This window comes from Streptococcus sp. DTU_2020_1001019_1_SI_AUS_MUR_006, assembly GCF_032340315.1.
Classification (GTDB): domain Bacteria; phylum Bacillota; class Bacilli; order Lactobacillales; family Streptococcaceae; genus Streptococcus.
The window spans coordinates 2,035,147-2,054,585 of sequence record NZ_CP135436.1; the positions used below are offsets into that span (position 1 = coordinate 2,035,147).

The following is a 19,439-nucleotide window of genomic DNA, read 5'->3' on the forward strand; positions in this document are numbered from 1 at the left end:
AGTGATAAAGATGGAGAATTTCTATGACTTGGAAGATTGTAGCTGACTCTGGTTGTGATTATCGTCAACTGGCAAATCCAGCAATTGATACTGAATTCATCAGTGTTCCCTTAACCATTCAAGTGGCTGATCAAGTCTTTATTGACGATGCTAGTCTTGATATTGACAAAATGATGGAAACCATGTATGCAACTTCTGAAGCTTCAAAATCAGCTTGTCCTAGCCCTGATGATTACTTGCGAGCATTCGAAGGTGCAAACCATATTTTTGTAGTGACCATTACCGGAACTCTTTCTGGTAGTCAAAACAGCGCTCAATTAGCTAAGAATCTCTATCTCGAAGAACATCCTGATACTCAGATTCATGTTATTGACAGCTTATCTGCTGGTGGAGAAGTTGATCTAATCGTTGAGAAAATCAATGATTTGATTGACCAAGGACTTTCTTTTGAAGAAGTGGTTAAAGCTATTACTGCCTACCAAGAAAAAACTAAGTTACTATTCGTCCTCGCTAAGGTTGATAACCTCGTTAAGAATGGTCGCTTGAGTAAGCTGATCGGTACAGTTGTTGGGCTCCTTAATATTCGTATGGTCGGGGAAGCAAGTGAAACTGGAACCTTGGAACTCCTACAAAAGGCTCGTGGTGCTAAGAAGTCCCTCCAAGCTGCTTATGAAGAGTTAATCAAGGCTGGCTACGCTGGTGGGCGTATCGTCATGGCTCACCGTAGTAATGATAAATTCTGCCAACAACTCTCAGAACTCTTGCGTGAAAAATTCCCACAAGCTGAAATCAAGATTATCCAAACCTCTGGACTCTGCAGTTTTTATGCAGAAGAAGGTGGACTCCTCATGGGATATGAAATTGACTAATAAATCAAACAAGAGATGACTTATCATCTCTTGTTTTTTTTATGGTACAATACTTTTATGAAACATTTTGACACTATTGTAATTGGGGGAGGCCCTGCTGGTATGATGGCTACGATTTCAAGTAGCTTTTATGGGCAGAAAACCCTTCTCATCGAAAAAAATCGAAAACTTGGAAAAAAATTAGCTGGTACTGGTGGTGGTCGCTGCAACGTGACCAACAATGGAACTCTAGATGACCTATTAGCTGGCATCCCTGGGAATGGCCGCTTTCTATACAGTGTCTTTTCCCAGTTTGATAACCATGATATCATCAACTTTTTTACTGAAAATGGCGTAAAACTCAAGGTCGAAGACCATGGTCGCGTCTTTCCAGCCAGCGACAAATCTCGAACCATTATCGAAGCACTGGAAAAGAAAATCATGGAGCTAGGTGGGCAAATTGCCACTCAAACAGAGATTGTTTCTGTTAAAAAGATAGACGACCAGTTTGTCCTCAAGTCAGCAGACCAAACCTTTACTTGTGATAAACTCATTGTCACAACAGGTGGAAAATCCTATCCTTCTACTGGCTCTACTGGTTTTGGTCATGAAATCGCCCGACATTTCAAACACACTATTACCGAACTCGAAGCTGCTGAAAGTCCATTGTTGACTGATTTCCCGCATAAGGCCTTGCAGGGAATTTCCCTAGACGATGTAACCCTAAGCTATGGCAAGCACGTCATCACTCATGATTTGCTCTTTACCCACTTTGGTTTGTCAGGTCCTTCTGCACTACGCATGTCTAGCTTTGTCAAGGGTGGGGAAATTCTCTCCCTAGATGTCTTGCCACAATTTTCTGAAAGCGAATTGTTATCATTTCTAGAAGATAACCGTGAAAAATCCTTGAAAAATGCCTTAAAAACCTTGCTCCCTGAACGCTTGGCAGAATTTTTCGTGCAAGGATATCCTGAAAAAGTCAAACAACTAACAGAAAAAGAACGCGACCAACTTGTCCAGTCCATCAAGGCTCTTAAAATCCCTGTAACTGGCAAAATGTCATTAGCTAAATCCTTTGTAACTAAAGGTGGCGTTAGTCTCAAGGAAATCAATCCTAAAACGCTGGAAAGTAAGCTAGTCCCTGGACTCCACTTTGCTGGTGAGGTACTAGATATCAATGCCCATACGGGGGGATTTAACATCACTTCCGCCCTCTGCACCGGCTGGGTGGCAGGCTCAAACTAGAACTATAAATGATATAGTATCTAAAGATATTGGATAAGAAAGGAGCTATTTTGGAACATATTATTTTACTGAGAGGTGTTACACCGAATGGACAAAATGCTATCCCTAAAATGTCTTATCTGGTAGATATCTTAACAGAGGCTGGTTTTCAACACGTTCGAACTTATATTCAAAGTGGAAATATTATTCTTGAAAGCGACTTAGCCATAGAAGAAATACGAGAACAAGTCCATACTCTAATAAAAGAAAAAATCGGAGCCGACTTGAAAATGGTTATTAAAAATAAGAGTGATTTTACAAAAATTGTCCAAGAAAATCCGTTTGGAGAACATTATCTTTATGACCGTATACATATAATTCTTTTCCAGAATGCTATCCAAAGTCTACCATTTGAAAAATTGGATAGTGACTATGGTGAAGAAGAAATTTGTATCGGCAACCATTGTCTTTACCTCTATCTCCCTAGAACTGCAAAACGAAAAAAGCTTAATACCAACTATCTTGAAAAACTGTTCGGCGTTGATCTGACCATGCGAAAGTTAAACGTGGTAGAAAAATTACTAACAAAATAGGAAAAATAATATGAGCAGAAGAGAATCAGTCGAATTTGTCAACATGTGTATGATTAAAAATGGGGGCAAGGTCCTAATTCAAGACCGAATTAGCCCTGACTGGCCTGGCATTACTTTTCCTGGTGGTCATGTTGAACGTGGCGAATCCTTTGTCGATGCTGTCATTCGCGAAGTGAAGGAAGAAACTGGTCTGACCATTTCTAAGCCTCAACTCTGTGGTATCAAAGATTGGTATGATGACGAGGACTATCGTTATGTTGTCCACTTTTACAAAACAGAACACTTTACTGGTGAGCTCCAATCTTCAGACGAAGGAAATGTCTGGTGGGAGGATTTTGAAAATCTATCTCATCTAAAATTAGCTACTGAGGATATGTCTGACATGCTTCGTGTTTTTCTCGAAGAGGACCTCAGTGAATTCTTTTACTATAAGGATGGAGAAGACTGGTCTTACCAACTCAAATAACAGTAAATCGGCAGAGAACACTCCGCCGATTTTTATCTTATCTAAGTCTGTGTCTTCCTGCTAAAATCTGTTACTGGTTTTGTCAGCCTTAGCTTGGTCTTTGAGTTTTATCGAGTTTGTTTGCTTACATAGTGAGCAATGACATCTGATGTGTACTGGGCTGTTCCCTGTCCAAACTTATCAATGTTTTCCTTAAACTCTGGATTATAGACATAGCCTTTTCCGATATGACCAAAGACCTCGATAGAGCAGTCAAATCCATAAGTACGGATGGCTTGCAAGAGTTTGCCTGCTTCCTCTTGATTTTCAGATGCTGTTGCAGGTAGATCAGCTTGAAGATTTTGTGCCAAGGCTTGAAAGACTTGGTTGAAGGCAGCCGTAGCTTCGTCTTCGTGACCTTTTTGGCGCTCGAGAGCCTGGTCCATGACTTCTTGACCATACTTATCTACCGCCTCTTGCTGGTATTTTTGATGGTCTTGATAGCTAAATCCAGTGAATTTTTCCTCAATAGTCATTTTTCTTTCTCCTTTTTGTTCTTGAATGGTTTTTTGCAAGGTGGAAATCAAGGTATCCAGATGTTGCCTTTCTCGAGTTAGATAGTCCAACTGCCTAGTCAAATGTGGTAACAAGTCCGTCTTTTCTTCCTTCAATAGCTCTGCTATTTTTTCTAAAGAAAAGCCTAGATACTTGTAATAAAGGATAACCTGAAGTCGTTCTAAATCTTCTTGACTGTAGGTTCGATAGCCATTTTCTGACTTTAACGGAACCAAGAGTCCTATCTTATCATAATGGTAAAGGGTCTTGATAGAGACGCCTGAAAGCTGCGCAGCTTCTTTGATATGGTACATGATTTCCTCCTCACATAAATAGTATATACCCTCCCCTTTGAGGAGAGTCAAGTATTTTATCATATTTTTTATAAAAACATGAAAATCGCTTTCTTGACAGACTTGAAAAATCATGATAGGATAATCAAGTCTATCAATCAAATAAAAAGCTCATAAAGAGCCATTGAGAGAAGGCTATTTGACAACTCAAGTAGCCTTTTCTTATTTTAAACAATAGATCGGAGTTTAACGATGTCTGAAAAATCGCAATGGGGCTCAAAACTGGGCTTTATCCTTGCATCTGCTGGTTCTGCTATTGGTCTTGGGGCCGTTTGGAAATTCCCTTATATGACCGCTGCTAATGGTGGAGGAGGATTTTTACTGGTCTTTCTCATCTCGACACTATTGATTGGTTTCCCACTTTTGCTTGCTGAATTCGCCCTTGGTCGGAGCGCTGGCGTGTCAGCAATCAAAACCTTTGGAAAATTGGGCAATAACAAGAACTACAATTTTATCGGTTGGATCGGTGCCTTTGCCCTTTTCATCCTCTTATCCTTTTACAGTGTTATTGGGGGATGGGTTTTAGTCTATCTAGGTATCGCTATTGCTAAAGCCTTCCAAGTTGGGATTAGCAGTGATTATGCCCAGCTCTTCACAGACATTATTTCAAATCCATGGATTGCCCTTGGTTCCCAAGCCCTCTTTATCTTCCTCAACATCTTTATCGTATCTAAGGGAGTTCAAAAAGGAATTGAAAGAGCATCGAAAGTTATGATGCCCCTGCTCTTTATCATCTTTGTCATTATCATCGGGCGCTCTCTCAGCTTGCCTAATGCCATGGAAGGTGTGGTTTACTTCCTCAAACCTGACTTTTCAAAACTGACAAGCGCCGGACTCCTCTATGCTCTGGGGCAATCTTTCTTTGCATTATCGCTCGGTGTTACTGCTATGTTGACCTATGCTTCTTACTTAGATAAGAAAACCAATCTGGTCCAATCAGGTATGTCCATCGTTGCCATGAACATCTCTGTATCCATCATGGCAGGATTAGCCATCTTCCCAGCCATGTCAGCCTTTAACATTCAGTCTGAAGGTGGGCCAAGCCTCCTCTTCATCGTTTTGCCTCAACTCTTTGACAAGATGCCTTTTGGAAGTATTTTCTACATCCTCTTCCTCTTGCTTTTCCTCTTTGCGACAGTCACTTCTTCTGTCGTGATGCTGGAAATCAATGTAGGCAACATCACCAATCAGGACAATCGTAGACGTGCTAAGTGGAGTATGATTTTAGGGGTTTTAACTTTTGTATTTGGTATCCCTTCAGCCCTATCCTATGGTGTTATGGCAGACGTTCAAATCTTTGGGAAGACCTTCTTTGATGCCATGGACTTCTTGGTTTCTAATCTCCTCATGCCCTTTGGTGCACTCTGCTTGTCCCTCTTTACAGGCTATATCTTCAAAAAAGCATTGGCTATGGAGGAACTGCATCTTGATGAAAAACCATGGAAACAAGGACTTTTCCAAGTCTGGCTCTTCCTTCTTCGTTTCATCATTCCAATCATCATCATCGTGGTCTTTATCGCCCAGTTTATGTAACTATAAAAATGGACTTGAATTTTTCCCTCAAGTCCTTTCTTTATATTATGGATGACTAACAATCAATTCCAAATCTTGTCCTTCAAGTGTCCAAGCTTCAACATCGCTTGGAAGGATAAAGTGGCTACCTTTTTGAATTGGATATTCCTTACCGTCTACAGTTAGTTTCCCTTGACCAGCTAAGACACTGAACAAGCTGTAGTCAGCTGTTTTTTCAAAGTCAACTTTTCCAGTGATTTCCCACTTGTAAACTGCGAAGAAGTCATTAGACACAAGAAGAGTTGAACGCAAATCATCAGCTTTGACGGTTACAGGACGGCTGTTAGCAGGCTCGCCAATATTTAGAACATCGATGGATTTTTCAAGATGAAGCTCGCGCAAGTTGCCATTGTCATCCTTACGGTCAAAGTCATAGACACGGTAGGTTGTATCACTAGACTGTTGCGTTTCAAGGATCAAGATACCTGCACCGATAGCGTGCATAGTTCCACTTGGAACATAGAAGAAATCTCCAGCTTTTACAGGAACTTTTGTTAACAAGGCATCCCAGTTTTTATCTTCGATTTGCTGGCGGAGTTCTTCTTTTGACTTAGCGTTATGGCCGTAGATAATTTCTGAACCCTCATCTGCAGCAATAATGTACCAACATTCTGTTTTTCCGAGTTCGCCCTCATGCTCTAGTCCATAAGCATCATCTGGGTGGACTTGAACACTGAGCCAGTCATTGGCATCAAGGATTTTTGTTAAAAGCGGAAATACTGGCTCTGGACGGTTACCAAATAACTCACGGTGTTCCGCATACAAAGTAGCTAGGTCTGTTCCTTGATAGCGACCATTAGCTACCTTAGACACTCCATTTGGGTGAGCTGAGATTGCCCAATATTCTCCGATTTTTTCATTTGGAATGTCGTAGCCAAACTCATCACGTAGCTTGGTTCCACCCCAGATTTTTTCTTGCATAACGGAATTTAAAAATAATGGTTCTGACATGTTTCATCTCCTGTCTGATTTTTCCCCCTCATTATAGCAAAAAAAGAGTCCTAATTGAACTCTTTTTTTCTATCTTATAAAGAAGGGAGAAGATTTTATAAAAATAGTGAATAAATGTGTTCTACTCAATGCTTGCACCATTGCTAGCAATAACATCCTTGTACCAGTAGAAGGACTTCTTCTTGCTACGTTTGAGACTTCCATGACCTCCATTATCACGATCCACATAGATAAAGCCATAGCGCTTGTTCATTTCGCCTGTTCCAGCTGAAACCAGATCGATACAACCCCAAGTTGTATAACCGAGCAAGTCTACTCCATCTTGGTATATGGCATCTCGCATAGCCTTGATGTGGGCCTCTAAGTAAGCAATCCGATAGTCATCCGCTACATAGCCATTTTCATCCGGCGTATCAATAGCACCGAGGCCATTTTCTACGATGAACATAGGCTTTTGGTAACGATCCCAGATGGCATTGAGGGTAATACGAAGCCCAAGTGGATCAATCTGCCATCCCCATTCTGAGGATTCTAGATAGGGATTTTTGAGAGAGGCAAAAACATTTCCAGCTGTTAATTCTTTAACTTCTGGATCCCCTGATGCCACTCGACTTGCATAGTAAGAGAAGGAAACAAAGTCAACAGTGTAATTCTTCAACAAGTCTAGATCCTCTGCCGTCATTTCAATCTCAATTCCTTCACGCTCCCACTGCTTCTTAGCGTAGCTTGGGTATTCCCCACGCGCTTGAACATCAATGAAAAAGTAACTCTTGCGATCTTCCTCCATAGCAGCCCAGTAGTCTCTCGGATGGGCTGTGTTAGGATAATACTGCCCTGCTGCCAACATACATCCAACCTTGTTTTCTGGGTCAATTTCGTGGGCAAGCTTAGTCGCCAGAGCTGAAGCTACCAACTCATGGTGAGCTGCTTGGTATTTGACTTGTTCTTGATTTTCACCTTCTTCAAAACAGAGACCAGCTCCCATAAAGGGTGCATGGAGAATCATGTTGATTTCATTAAATGTTAGCCAGTATTTGACCAAACCCTTGTAACGGGTAAAAAGTGTGCGACAGAGATTCTCATAGAAGTCTAACATACGACGATTGCGCCAACCACCATACTCAGTAATTAAGTGCATGGGGCAGTCAAAATGCGTGATGGTTACCAGAGGTTGGATCCCATACTTATGGCATTCCTTAAACAAATCCTCATAAAAGGCTAGACCAGCTTCATTTGGCTCGGTTTCGTCGCCCTTAGGAAAAATCCGAGTCCAAGCAATGGAAAGCCGATAAGTCTTAAAGCCCATTTCCGCAAAAAGGGCAATATCTTCCTTGTAATGATAGTACATATCAATGGCTTCCTTGGCTGGGTAAAAATAGCCCTCCTCAAACGAAAACATCTTTTTCTGACCAGTGATAATGGCTTCACGATCTGCACCAATAGGTACAACATCAACGTTGGCCAATCCACGCCCATCAAGATTATAAGCACCCTCACATTGATTAGCTGCCGTAGCACCACCCCAGAGGAAACCCTCTGGAAATTGTAGTATTTCTGTCATCACTCTACCTCACATGATTTAGTAGTACTATTATACTATCAAACATTTAAATAAAGCTGAAATAGCCCAAAAAATGTTTTAAGAAAAGCATTTTCTTTATAAAAAAGCTTTTACGATGAACATAGAAGCTAAATAGGGTAGTTGAAGTTTGTATACAAAACTGCTTTATTTCATAAGATTTGGAAGAATGAACATGATAAAGAAAGCTAGAACAACCATAATAAAAACATTGAGATAGATAAAACATTTTGCCAACCATGCATATCGCCCAGGTCTTAGTGGTCTTTCTACATAGGAATGTTTTGGTTTGTTAGGATCATAGTAAACAGCAACTTTTCCACCAATTGGAAAGCGTTCTTTAAGTGGAGATTTTGTATAAGACAAAAAACTATTCCCCTTAACTTTGTATCTTAAAACTTGTGGAATTTCACCATTTTCAAAATTATCCGTTTTTACATCAGATACGATTGAACCTAAGGGAGTACTGATTGTATTTGAAATAGCAGATAGAAATTTAGGCCCTACGACCTTGTATTGGTTTCCATCAACAGTGTATTCAACAACTGGGAGACTAATCCCATTATAAAGAGCATAGGAATATCGGATAATAACTCCTTCCGTTCTTTCGATACATCTCTTGGCATTTCTATAATTACTAAATATAAAATAGGAAAACATAAAATAGGTGAAGGCAGCAAATCCTAAAATCATTAATCCAAATAATAGAAAGAAAGTTGTTGGCATCTTTTTTCTCCTTAAAACATGATGATGAATCTATTTTAACAGAAATGAAAGAAAAAGACCGGATTGCTCCGATCTTTTAATAGTTTATGTTCTCAATTTCTGTTTTAAAAATAGCTAAGGTTAACTTCAAATGACTAAGCACCCTATTTCATACGATAAAAATCAATCACTAGACCAGCAGGGCCTTTAACTAATAAAGACTCTGTTCCCCAATCCGTTTCACAAGGCCCATGTAAAATCTCGACACCAATCTCTTTTAATCGTTGGTAATTCTGTTCTACGTCCTCAACCTCGATGTGAAGAATGATTCCTGACTGAAAGTTTTCCAAAGGAATCAAATGATTTTGAGAGAACATGAGACAGTGACTGCCAATCGTGAACTGAGCAAAACTATCATCAACATAATCGGCCTTTTTATCCAAGATATGCTCCAGTTCCGCACAGACTTGGGGAACATCTGAAACGATAATATCTAATTGATTTAAATTCATTTACTATTCTCCATAAAAAGACCGGATGACTCCGATCTTTTCAAGTTTCCCTCTAAGAAAATCAATGCATAAAATCTACAATATTTACTTTTTGATTTTCGACGAGAGGAATTATTTGATTGCGCGTGATTGCAATCCTTCTTCTTCCAAGAAGAGGCGGAATGGTACAAGCTCTTCAGCTTCGTATTTTTCCTTAAATGCTTTGATAGCTTCTTCTGAGTGAAGTTTTGGATCCAATTCAAGTACTTCTACTGGAAGTGGACGGTGTTGAGTGATGTGAGCATCGATCACAACAGTTTTACCTTCTTTGTTGAGTTTAACAGCTTCAGCAACAACTGCATCGATATCTTCGATACGGTTTACAGTGAACCCTACAGCACCTTGCGCTTCAGCGATTTTCGCATAGTCAGCATTAGGGAAGTCACAACCAAACAAGTGTTTGTTTGTGTCTTCGTATTTGTCCTTGATGAAGGCATATTTACCATTTGAGAAGACAACGTTGATAACTGGAAGGTCGTATTGAACGTTTGTGATAACGTCTGGGTAGCACATGTTGAATGCACCGTCACCCATGATGTTCCATACTTGGCGATCTGGATTGTCTTTCTTAGCAGCGATACCACCAGGAAGGGCAATACCCATTGTCGCAAAGAGTGGAGATGTACGCCACATGTTCTTAGGTGTCATGTGAAGGTGACGAGTAGATGTTTGAGTAGTGTCACCTACGTCGATTGAGTAGATAGCGTCTTGATCAGCATGTTTGTTGATTGCATTGTAAACTTGATACAATTGCAATTCACCCTCAGTTTTACCTTCGAGTTTGTTCATGTAATCACGCCAGTTTTGGTTATTCTTAACGTTTGCACGCCACCATGGAGTAGATTCAACTGGATTCACTTTGTCAAGGATTGCTTTCGCTGCTTGACCTGCATCACCAAGGATTGAAGCGTCAAGGGCGTGACGTTTACCAAGTTTGTAAGGGTCGATATCCACTTGGATGAATTTTTCAGTGTTTTTGAATGCTTCGTATACTTCAGCAAATGGGAAGTTTGAACCAAGGAAAAGAACTGTGTCTGCTTCAAAGACCACTTCGTTGGCTGGTTTCCAACCAACACGGTAAGCAGAACCTGTCAAACCTTCGTAGTTCCATTCGAAAGCTTCGAAGTTTTTACCAGTTGTGATGATTGGGGCTTTGATTTTACGTGACAATTCAGTGATCACTTCACCAGCTTTCACACCACCGTAACCAGCGTAGATAACTGGACGTTCAGCGTTGTTCAAAATTTCAACAGCTTTGTCGATTTCAACTTCGTTCAAAGCAGGAGCGATGAATGAACGCTCGTAAGAACCTGAACCGTAGTATGAGTTTTCGTCGATTTCTTGGAAACCAAAGTTTACTGGAATTTCAACAACAGCTGGACCTTTTTTAGAAACGGCAGCACGGCAAGCTTCGTCGATAACTTTTGGTAATTGCTCTGCGTAAGCTACACGTTTGTTGTAAACAGCGATACCGTTGTACATTGGGTTTTGGTTCAATTCTTGGAAGGCATCCATGTTGAGTTCATTAACAGGACGTGATCCAAGGATAGCGAGGAATGGAGTGTTATCCATAGCTGCATCGTAAACACCGTTGATCAAGTGAGTCGCACCTGGACCACCTGAACCAACTGCAACACCGATAGAACCGCCAAATTTAGCCTGCATAACCGCTGCAAGAGCACCTGTTTCTTCGTGGCGAACTTGCAAGAAACGGATATCTTTGTCTTCAGCCAAAGCGTCCATAAGTGAGCTGAGTGTTCCTGATGGGATACCGTAGATAGTGTCTACGCCCCATGTTTTCAATACGTTAAGCATTGCTGCAGATGCAGTAATTTTCCCTTGAGTCATAATGATAACTCTCCTTAAAAGTTAATTTGATGAATAATAAAAGCGCTTTTATATGTTTTTTGAAAACGATTCAGTAAATTTACACTCCTAATTTATCACATTTACTTATAGTTTCATAAGAATGTGCTCAGAAACTTTCATTCTCTATTACAGTACAGATTGAAAACGTTTTGAAAATCTGTTTTAGAATAGCAAAAAAGCGGTTAAAACCGCCTTTTTATACTCAATGAAAATCAAAGAGCAAACTAGGAAGCTAGCCGCAGGCTGTACTTGAGTACGGCAAGGTGAAGCTGACGTGGTTTGAATTTGATTTTCGAAGAGTATTAATCGACTTTAGTAAAATTAAGCATGAGAGAGCTGATTAAAACAGATACTGAACTAAAGGCCATGGCCAATCCTGCAAGTTCTGGATTGAGTACCAAACCAAGACCAGAAAACACTCCTGCTGCAATCGGAATACCAATGAGGTTATAGATAGAAGCCCAGAAAAGATTGAGTAGAATACGATTAAAGGTCTTCTTACTCATATCAAAAGCACGTGCCAATCCTAGTAAATTGTTGGTTGTAAGGACAAGATCTGCTGATTCAATGGCAATATCTGTCCCAGAGCCCATGGCAATTCCGACATCCGCTACACTGAGGGCCGGCGCATCATTGATACCATCTCCAACAAAGGCCAATTTGCCATTCTTTTGAAGCTTGTGAATTTCATGTGCCTTTTCCTCTGGCAAGACATTTGCGATCACTTCTTCGATTCCAATTTGCTCTGCAATCGCATGGGCTACTCCAGCATTATCTCCAGTAAGCATAACCGTTCTAAGACCACGTTTTTTCAATTTAGCAATAGCTTCTCGAGCATTTTCCTTAGGGACATCCTGCAAGGCAATTAAGCCTTTTAACTGACCATCTACGGATAGGAAGACAACTGTTTTTGCTTCTTTCTCAAGCAAATCAAATCGTTCTTGATAATCATGTGGAATAGCAAGGTCAGCTAAGAGCTTAGCATTCCCAAGCAAGACTTGTTTACCATTAATAATCCCAGTCACACCTTTTCCATGCAAGGCTTGGAAGTTTTCCACTGGGTAAAGGCTAATTCCTAGTTCAGATGCACGATTAACAATAGCTTGAGCTAGCGGGTGTTGAGATACATCTTCCAGTGAAGCAGCCAAACTTAGCACTTCTCTTTCATCACCAATAACATCTGTCACTACTGGCTTCCCTTCGGTCAAGGTTCCTGTCTTATCAAAAACAACCGTTTGGACCTTTTGGATTTCCTGTAAAACTGTACCATTTTTGAGAAGAATCCCCATCTTGGCACTTCGTCCTGTTCCAACCATGAGTGCTGTCGGTGTCGCGAGTCCTAGTGCACAAGGACAGGCAATTATCAAAACAGCAACTCCGTAGAGAAGTGAAGTCACAAAGCTATCTCCAAGTAAAACAAACCAGACCCAAAAAGTAAGAAGTCCTAAAATGACAACTGCTGGTACAAAAATCCCAGAAATCTTGTCTGTCAAATCTTGAATAGGAGCACGACTCGTTTGCGCTTTCTTCACAAAGTCCACAATCTGAGCCAGCATAGTCTCAGAACCAACTTTTTCAGCTTTAAAAATGATCGTACCACTATTATTGATAGTTGACCCAATAACAGCATCTCCAACTGATTTATCGACTGGAATACTTTCCCCAGTCACCATTGATTCATCAATACTCGTTTCACCTTCTAACACGGTCCCATCAACGGCAATTTTTTCACCTGGTCGAACGCGAATGAGATCCCCAACTTTGACTTGTTCTAGAGGGATTTGAACATAAACATCATCACGCAAAACCTCTGCTGTTTTTGCTTGTAGGTCTAATAATTTTTCGACTGCCTGTGAAGTATTTTTTCGCATTTTTTCCTCAAAAACTGCTCCCAAAAGAATGAAGAAGAGGATAAATGCAGCACTTTCAAAGTAAACGGGCAGACCAGTGAAGAGGGCAACTAAGCTATAGAAATAGGCCACTAGGGTTCCCAGAGCAACCAAGGTATCCATGTTGGAATTGTGCTTTTTAAAACTAGCCCAGGCGCTTCTGATATATGGAACTCCAGCTACCAGCATAATGGGTGTTGTGGCTAAAAAGGTGCCCCAACGCATGACTTGGTGACTAATTCCTCCTGTAGACATCCCAATCATGAGAATCACAAGAGGCACAGTAAAGATACTAGTAATCCAAAAACGCTGAAAAAGACTGAGAGACTTTTTAGTTTTTTCAACAACGGTGTAGGTCCCCTTTTGCATCTTCATGCCGCATGAAAATTCATGCTCGCCCAAGTCTTGAGGCGTAAAGCGAATGACTTTTTCCTCGTCTTGAGCGATTGGTTCTAGGATTCCTTCTTCTTCGAAGAGAATCTCTTTATAACAGTTTGAAGGTGTCACACGATGAAAGGTAATCTCAGCAGGAATCCCTTTTTGCAGTTGAATGTGGGCTGGATGGTAGCCTTTGTCTGCCGTGATACGGATTTTTTGAACGCCATTTTCAAGGCTTGCTTTTACAATTTCAGTCATAATATTCTCCTATTCTACAATCATCTTACCGTGCATCATGTTCATGCCACAAGAGAAACCATACTCACCTGCTTCTTCAGGAGTGATTTCAACCACATATTGGTCTCCCATAGGCAGATTTGCATGCACTCCAAAGTCTGGAAAAACGATTTGATCCAAGCAAGGTGAAGGATCTTTTCGATCGAAAATAATGCGAGCAGGTTGCGATTTTTTGAGGATAATGGTTCCTGGAGTGTAGCCCCCCATGACCTCCACTCGAATCTCCTGATAGCCATTTTTTTGCTGGGCTCTCTTAGCATCTTCTTGCGGTTTTTTGAAAAACCAAAAGAGGATAAAAGCAATCATTCCTAAAACAACAATAGATACAAATAGATTTAACATAGCGTCTCCTTTACATACAATTACATCTTACTTCTGCCACAGCACTTGCTTTTTTCTCAGCAATCACTTCCTCCAAAACTTCCAAGTCAGCTAGGGTAAAGTCACATTCTTCAATCAAATCAGCTAGCAAGAGCTTTATTCTGCGAGAACAAAGCTTGTCTTTGATATCCTGAACCATTAAGCCCCTACTATCATCTAGCGTTAAAAGGGCCGAATAGACAAAGGACTTGCCCTGTTTTTCTCGAGTCAAACATTCTTTCTCCACCAAACGAGCCAAGAGTGTCTGGATCGTGGATTTGGACCAACTGAACCTTTTCTCTAATACTTTTATAAGATCAGTGCTTGTCTGTTCTCCCTGCATCCAGATAATCTTCATGACCTGCCATTCTGCATCCGAAATCTGCATCAGCACACCTCCAAAATCTACATTTGTCAATTACAATTATCAGTATACTCTTAAAATCTACATTTGTCAATCATAAAATCACATTTTTAAAATTTATCGCTGCTATAAATATTTTTTATCACCACAATAAAAAATACATATTATCCAAAGCTCTCTTTTAATGCTACAATGTTTTTATCATTTCTAGATGGGAGGTTCTACTTTTGGATTGGTCCATTGTTGAACAATATCTACCACTCTATCAAAAGGCATTCTTTCTGACCTTGCATATTGCAGTTTGGGGAATTCTAGGTTCTTTTTTGCTGGGGCTCATCGTCAGCGTCATCCGGCATTACCGAGTTCCTGTTTTCTCACAGTTAGCAACAGCCTATATAGAATTGTCAAGAAATACACCCCTTTTGATACAACTTTTCTTTCTCTACTTCGGTCTTCCTCGAATTGGGATTGTTCTTTCTTCAGAAGTCTGTGCAACAGTCGGGCTCATCTTCTTAGGTGGTTCCTACATGGCAGAATCCTTCCGAAGCGGGCTAGAAGCCGTCAGTCAAACCCAGCATGAGATTGGCTTAGCTATTGGCCTCACACCTTTTCAGGTTTTTCGCTACGTGGTTCTTCCACAAGCGACTGCGGTGGCTCTACCATCCTTTAGTGCCAATGTTATTTTCCTTATCAAGGAAACATCTGTTTTCTCAGCAGTTGCCCTTGCTGACCTTATGTACGTTGCTAAGGATTTGATTGGACTCTATTATGAGACAGATATCGCACTAGCCATGTTGGTGGTTGCTTACCTTATCATGCTTCTACCTATTTCACTAGTCTTTAGTTGGATAGAAAGGAGGCTCCGTCATGCAGGATTCGGGAATGCAAGTACTCTTTCAGGGAAATAATCTCCTGAGAATTTTACAAGGATTGGGAGTCACGATTGGAATTTCTATCCTGTCTGTCCTCTTATCCATGATTTTCGGAACGGTTATGGGAATTATCATGACCTCTCATTCTAGAGTGATTCGCTTCTTAACACGCTTCTATCTAGAATTTATCCGGATCATGCCCCAGCTGGTGCTTCTCTTCATCGTTTACTTCGGCTTGGCTCGAAACTTTAATATCAATATCTCTGGAGAGACTTCTGCCATTATCGTTTTCACCCTCTGGGGAACAGCTGAGATGGGGGACTTGGTCCGTGGGGCTATCACTTCCCTACCGAAACATCAGTTTGAGAGCGGACAAGCTCTTGGCTTAACTAAAGTGCAACTCTACTACCATATCATCATCCCGCAAGTCTTGAGAAGACTGCTCCCACAAGCTATCAACCTTGTCACTCGGATGATTAAAACGACTTCCTTAGTTGTTTTGATTGGGGTTGTTGAAGTTACCAAAGTTGGACAACAAATCATCGATAGTAATCGTCTAACTATCCCAACCGCTTCCTTTTGGATTTATGGAACCATCCTAGTCTTGTATTTCGCGGTTTGCTTCCCTATTTCCAAACTATCTACTCACTTAGAAAAACATTGGAGGAATTAAATGTCTGAAACTATTTTAGAAATCAAGGAACTAAAAAAATCCTTCGGAGACAATCCTATCCTCCAAGGACTTTCTCTAGATATCAAAAAGGGAGAAGTGGTCGTCATCTTAGGACCCTCTGGTTGTGGGAAAAGTACCCTTCTTCGCTGTCTCAATGGTTTAGAAAGTATTCAAGGGGGAGATATCCTGCTGGATGGTCAGTCCATCGTTGAAAATAAAAAAGATTTTCACCTGGTTCGCCAAAAGATCGGTATGGTCTTTCAAAGTTATGAACTCTTTCCTCACTTGGATGTCCTTCAAAATCTTATCTTAGGACCTATCAAGGCTCAAGGGAGAGACAAAAAAGAGGTTACTGATGAAGCTCTGCAACTACTAGAACGTGTCGGACTTCTAGATAAACAACATAGCTTCGCTCGCCAATTATCCGGCGGACAAAAGCAACGGGTTGCTATCGTTCGTGCCCTTCTCATGCATCCAGAAATCATTCTTTTTGACGAGGTAACGGCTTCACTGGATCCAGAAATGGTACGTGAGGTTTTGGAACTTATCAATGACTTGGCACAGGAAGGGCGTACTATGATTCTGGTAACCCATGAAATGCAGTTTGCCCAAGCCATTGCGGACCGCATTATCTTCCTTGACCAAGGGAAGATTGCTGAAGAAGGAACGGCTCAAGAATTCTTCACAAATCCACAAACCAAACGAGCACAAGAATTTTTAAACGTCTTTGACTTTAGCCAGTTTGGCTCATATCTATAATCAATAAAGGAGATTATTATGAAACTACTTAAACCAATTCTAACTGTTTTTGCTCTAGCATTTGCGCTTATCTTTGTCACAGCTTGTAGTTCAGGCGGAAGCTCTGATACTTCGTCTACTAAGGCAACTGCCAAAGCTCGCACCATTGATGAAATTAAGAAAAGTGGCGAACTTCGAATCGCGGTATTTGGAGACAAAAAACCGTTTGGTTATGTTGACAACGATGGTTCTTACCAAGGTTATGATATCGAACTAGGTAACCAATTAGCACAAGACCTTGGTGTCAAGGTCAAATACGTTTCTGTCGATGCTGCCAACCGTGCTGAATACTTGATTTCAAACAAAGTTGATATCACCCTTGCCAACTTCACAGTTACTGACGAACGTAAGAAACAAGTTGACTTTGCCCTTCCTTACATGAAAGTTTCTCTCGGTGTTGTGTCACCTAAGACTGGTCTAATTACAGATGTTAAGCAACTTGAAGGCAAAACCTTGATTGTTACAAAAGGAACGACTGCTGAAACTTACTTTGAGAAAAATCACCCAGAAGTAAAACTTCAAAAATATGACCAATATAGCGATGCCTATCAAGCTCTTCTTGACGGACGTGGAGATGCCTTTTCTACTGACAATACTGAAGTCCTAGCTTGGGCGCTTGAAAATAAAGGATTTGAAGTAGGAATTACTTCTCTAGGTAACCCAGATACCATTGCACCAGCAGTTCAAAAGGGTAACCAAGAACTTCTTGACTACATCAACCAAGAAATCGAAAAATTAGGTAAGGAAAACTTCTTCCACAAAGCCTATGAAAAAACACTCCACCCAACTTACGGTGACGCTGCTAAAGCAGATGACCTGGTTGTTGAAGGTGGAAAAGTTGACTAATACTCTTCGAAAATCAAATTCAAACCACGTCAGCTTTATCTGCAACCTCAAAGCTGTACTTTGAGCAGCCTGCGGTTAGCTTCCTAGTTTGCTCTTTGATTTTCATTGAGTATAACATCCAATGAAATCACAAAAAGAAATCAGGTAATCCTAGTGATTACCTGATTTTCTATTTTTTAAGCATTTTGCCAATTTTCTTGGTCTTCTTTAAATCGTTTGAGGAGGTCAAGTCCTTCTGGTGTGATGTAGCCTTCTTCTTGGGCTAGGTGGATAAGCTCGCTATAGTTTGAAAGGGTCACCAGTTTGACACCAGCATCCGCAAAGTTCTTATCTGCTTTTGCTAATTGATAGCTGAAGATAGCCACGACACCAAGAACATCCGCTCCTTCGCGTTTGGCAGCTGCAACAGCTTCAAGCACAGAACCACCAGTTGAAATAAGGTCTTCAACAACAACCATCTTTTGCCCTTGGGCTACACGGCCTTCAATTTGGTTGCCTGCTCCGTGGTCTTTTGGTTTGCTACGGATATAGGCAAATGGCAAGTTCATCTTGTCAGCGATGATGGCACCATGCGGAATGCCTGCAGTCGCTGTTCCTGCAATCACTTCTACTTCTGGGAATTCTGCCTTGATGGCTTCCACAAAACCATTTTCAATCAAGCTACGCGTTTCTGGGTAAGCAAGCGTCACACGGTTGTCCGTATAAATCGGTGACTTAATGCCGGATGCCCAAGTAAAAGGTTCTTCTGGCTTGAGGTAAACAGCTTGAATTTTCAATAGATGGCTAGCAATGTCTTTAGCAAGTGTCATGGTGTGCTCCTTTTTATAGCGTTAAATGAATCTTCTTTTTAAACCCAATCTTGTGTCCATTCTTCTTTGATGGCATGGTAGGCTGCGACTGGATCAGCTGCTTGCGTAATCGGACGCCCAACTACGATGTAGTCACTGCCAATCTGGTAAGCTTCTCCTGGGGTTACTACCCGTTTCTGATCTCCTGCTTCTGTCCCTCTTGGGCGAATCCCTGGTGTCAGACAGATAAAGTCTTCATGAGTTGCTTGTTTGATAAGCTTGGCTTCTTGGGCCGAGCAAACGACTCCATCTAGACCAGCTTCAGCTGTTTTCTGGGCATAGTGGATAACCGACTCTTGGAGGCTGGTTTGGATATTTTGACACTCTTGCATTTGTTCCTCCGAAGTTGAGGTTAATTGGGTCACAGCTATGAGAATCCCCTTGTCTCCCAATCCTTCACGCGCTGCTTGCATCATCTCAACCCCACCTGCTGCCTGCACATTGGTCATGTCAACTCCCAGGTTCGATAAAATTTTCATGGTTGATTTGACTGTATTGGGAATATCATGCAGTTTGAGATCCAAAAAGACACTATGTCCTAATGACTTCAAATAACGGACAACTTCAGGTCCTACAGCATAGTAGATTTCCATTCCTACTTTGACATAGAGCTTTTCCTCTGCTGGAAATAGGGCTAAAAACTCCTTGGCTTCTTCAAAACTTGGAAAATCCAGAGCTATGACTGGGCGACTTTCACGCATGCGTTTCTCCTCTTATCTTTCTTATCAGCCCAGCTTCCGTCAAAGAGACTACAAAAAAGGAACCTGCCAACAGCAAGGTTCCACGAAAAATGGGTAGAATCCACCCTTTCACCGTCTAACCTTAGCTGCCTCTCTGGACTGCTTTAAAGGTTTTTTACTATTCTATTA

20 protein-coding genes are annotated in these 19,439 nt (G+C 41.1%); 9 read left to right on the plus strand and 11 right to left on the minus strand.

Features of this window, described 5'->3' with window-relative positions:
• Window positions 1–23 precede the first annotated feature (23 nt).
• Genes RRU92_RS09760 through RRU92_RS09775 form a run of 4 tightly spaced genes read left to right on the plus strand, consistent with a single transcriptional unit; the run spans window position 24 to window position 3,131 of the window.
• Window positions 24–869, plus strand: a complete 846-nt coding sequence (locus tag RRU92_RS09760; RefSeq protein ID WP_153225536.1) for a DegV family protein — start codon at window positions 24–26, stop codon at window positions 867–869.
• Window positions 870–926: 57 nt separating this feature from the next.
• Window positions 927–2,093, plus strand: coding sequence for an NAD(P)/FAD-dependent oxidoreductase (locus RRU92_RS09765; RefSeq protein ID WP_153225291.1), 1,167 nt, complete (start codon window positions 927–929; stop codon window positions 2,091–2,093).
• A 50-nt stretch (window positions 2,094–2,143) separates the two neighbouring features.
• Window positions 2,144–2,665: a DUF1697 domain-containing protein gene (locus tag RRU92_RS09770; RefSeq protein ID WP_061862833.1), complete on the plus strand. Its 522-nt coding sequence runs from the start codon at window positions 2,144–2,146 to the stop codon at window positions 2,663–2,665.
• 10 nt (window positions 2,666–2,675) lie between these two features.
• The gene (locus RRU92_RS09775) at window positions 2,676–3,131 is read left to right on the plus strand and encodes an 8-oxo-dGTP diphosphatase (RefSeq protein WP_315639671.1); all 456 of its coding nucleotides are present in this window, start codon (window positions 2,676–2,678) and stop codon (window positions 3,129–3,131) included.
• A gap of 107 nt (window positions 3,132–3,238) precedes the next feature.
• Here the strand turns inward: RRU92_RS09775 and RRU92_RS09780 are convergent, their stop codons facing one another.
• Complete coding sequence (locus tag RRU92_RS09780; protein ID WP_153225293.1) at window positions 3,239–3,979, minus strand: MerR family transcriptional regulator; 741 nt, start codon at window positions 3,977–3,979, stop codon at window positions 3,239–3,241.
• Window positions 3,980–4,210: 231 nt separating this feature from the next.
• On the opposite strand from RRU92_RS09780, the gene RRU92_RS09785 reads away from it, so the two are divergent.
• On the plus strand, window positions 4,211–5,551 hold the full coding sequence (locus tag RRU92_RS09785; protein ID WP_315639672.1) for a sodium-dependent transporter: 1,341 nt from the start codon (window positions 4,211–4,213) through the stop codon (window positions 5,549–5,551).
• A 45-nt stretch (window positions 5,552–5,596) separates the two neighbouring features.
• On the opposite strand, the gene manA is transcribed toward RRU92_RS09785, so the two are convergent.
• The 8 genes from manA to RRU92_RS09825 all read right to left on the minus strand — a co-directional run bounded on the left by manA (window position 5,597) and on the right by RRU92_RS09825 (window position 14,557).
• Window positions 5,597–6,541, minus strand: coding sequence for a mannose-6-phosphate isomerase, class I (gene manA, locus RRU92_RS09790; RefSeq protein WP_315639673.1), 945 nt, complete (start codon window positions 6,539–6,541; stop codon window positions 5,597–5,599).
• A gap of 121 nt (window positions 6,542–6,662) precedes the next feature.
• The gene (locus tag RRU92_RS09795) at window positions 6,663–8,102 is read right to left on the minus strand and encodes a 6-phospho-beta-glucosidase (RefSeq protein ID WP_315639675.1); all 1,440 of its coding nucleotides are present in this window, start codon (window positions 8,100–8,102) and stop codon (window positions 6,663–6,665) included.
• A 165-nt stretch (window positions 8,103–8,267) separates the two neighbouring features.
• Window positions 8,268–8,846: a DUF3592 domain-containing protein gene (locus RRU92_RS09800; RefSeq protein ID WP_315639677.1), complete on the minus strand. Its 579-nt coding sequence runs from the start codon at window positions 8,844–8,846 to the stop codon at window positions 8,268–8,270.
• Window positions 8,847–8,989: 143 nt separating this feature from the next.
• The gene (locus RRU92_RS09805) at window positions 8,990–9,337 is read right to left on the minus strand and encodes a VOC family protein (RefSeq protein ID WP_153225296.1); all 348 of its coding nucleotides are present in this window, start codon (window positions 9,335–9,337) and stop codon (window positions 8,990–8,992) included.
• 111 nt (window positions 9,338–9,448) lie between these two features.
• Entirely contained in the window at window positions 9,449–11,224 is a 1,776-nt protein-coding gene (gene spxB / locus RRU92_RS09810) for a pyruvate oxidase (protein ID WP_315639680.1), read from the minus strand.
• Window positions 11,225–11,547: 323 nt separating this feature from the next.
• Window positions 11,548–13,770, minus strand: a complete 2,223-nt coding sequence (locus tag RRU92_RS09815) for a heavy metal translocating P-type ATPase (RefSeq protein ID WP_315639681.1) — start codon at window positions 13,768–13,770, stop codon at window positions 11,548–11,550.
• Between the two features lie 9 nt (window positions 13,771–13,779).
• On the minus strand, window positions 13,780–14,151 hold the full coding sequence (locus tag RRU92_RS09820) for a cupredoxin domain-containing protein (RefSeq protein ID WP_315639682.1): 372 nt from the start codon (window positions 14,149–14,151) through the stop codon (window positions 13,780–13,782).
• 10 nt (window positions 14,152–14,161) lie between these two features.
• The gene (locus RRU92_RS09825; RefSeq protein WP_315639683.1) at window positions 14,162–14,557 is read right to left on the minus strand and encodes a CopY/TcrY family copper transport repressor; all 396 of its coding nucleotides are present in this window, start codon (window positions 14,555–14,557) and stop codon (window positions 14,162–14,164) included.
• 203 nt (window positions 14,558–14,760) lie between these two features.
• On the opposite strand from RRU92_RS09825, the gene RRU92_RS09830 reads away from it, so the two are divergent.
• Genes RRU92_RS09830 through RRU92_RS09845 form a run of 4 tightly spaced genes read left to right on the plus strand, consistent with a single transcriptional unit; the run spans window position 14,761 to window position 17,722 of the window.
• On the plus strand, window positions 14,761–15,441 hold the full coding sequence (locus RRU92_RS09830) for an amino acid ABC transporter permease (RefSeq protein ID WP_060956039.1): 681 nt from the start codon (window positions 14,761–14,763) through the stop codon (window positions 15,439–15,441).
• Window positions 15,401–16,078, plus strand: a complete 678-nt coding sequence (locus RRU92_RS09835) for an amino acid ABC transporter permease (RefSeq protein WP_315639685.1) — start codon at window positions 15,401–15,403, stop codon at window positions 16,076–16,078. The genes RRU92_RS09830 and RRU92_RS09835 overlap by 41 nt, the downstream gene beginning before the upstream one ends.
• A complete protein-coding gene (locus RRU92_RS09840) occupies window positions 16,079–16,837 on the plus strand; it encodes an amino acid ABC transporter ATP-binding protein (RefSeq protein WP_315639687.1) in 759 nt (252 codons plus the stop codon).
• Window positions 16,838–16,855: 18 nt separating this feature from the next.
• Window positions 16,856–17,722, plus strand: a complete 867-nt coding sequence (locus RRU92_RS09845; protein WP_315639688.1) for a cysteine ABC transporter substrate-binding protein — start codon at window positions 16,856–16,858, stop codon at window positions 17,720–17,722.
• A 176-nt stretch (window positions 17,723–17,898) separates the two neighbouring features.
• On the opposite strand, the gene pyrE is transcribed toward RRU92_RS09845, so the two are convergent.
• Window positions 17,899–18,531 carry an orotate phosphoribosyltransferase gene (gene pyrE, locus RRU92_RS09850; protein WP_315639690.1) on the minus strand — a complete coding sequence of 211 codons (633 nt, stop codon included), beginning with the start codon at window positions 18,529–18,531 and terminating at the stop codon, window positions 17,899–17,901.
• A gap of 38 nt (window positions 18,532–18,569) precedes the next feature.
• Window positions 18,570–19,271 carry an orotidine-5'-phosphate decarboxylase gene (pyrF, locus tag RRU92_RS09855; RefSeq protein WP_315639691.1) on the minus strand — a complete coding sequence of 234 codons (702 nt, stop codon included), beginning with the start codon at window positions 19,269–19,271 and terminating at the stop codon, window positions 18,570–18,572.
• Between the last annotated feature and the right edge of the window lie 168 nt (window positions 19,272–19,439).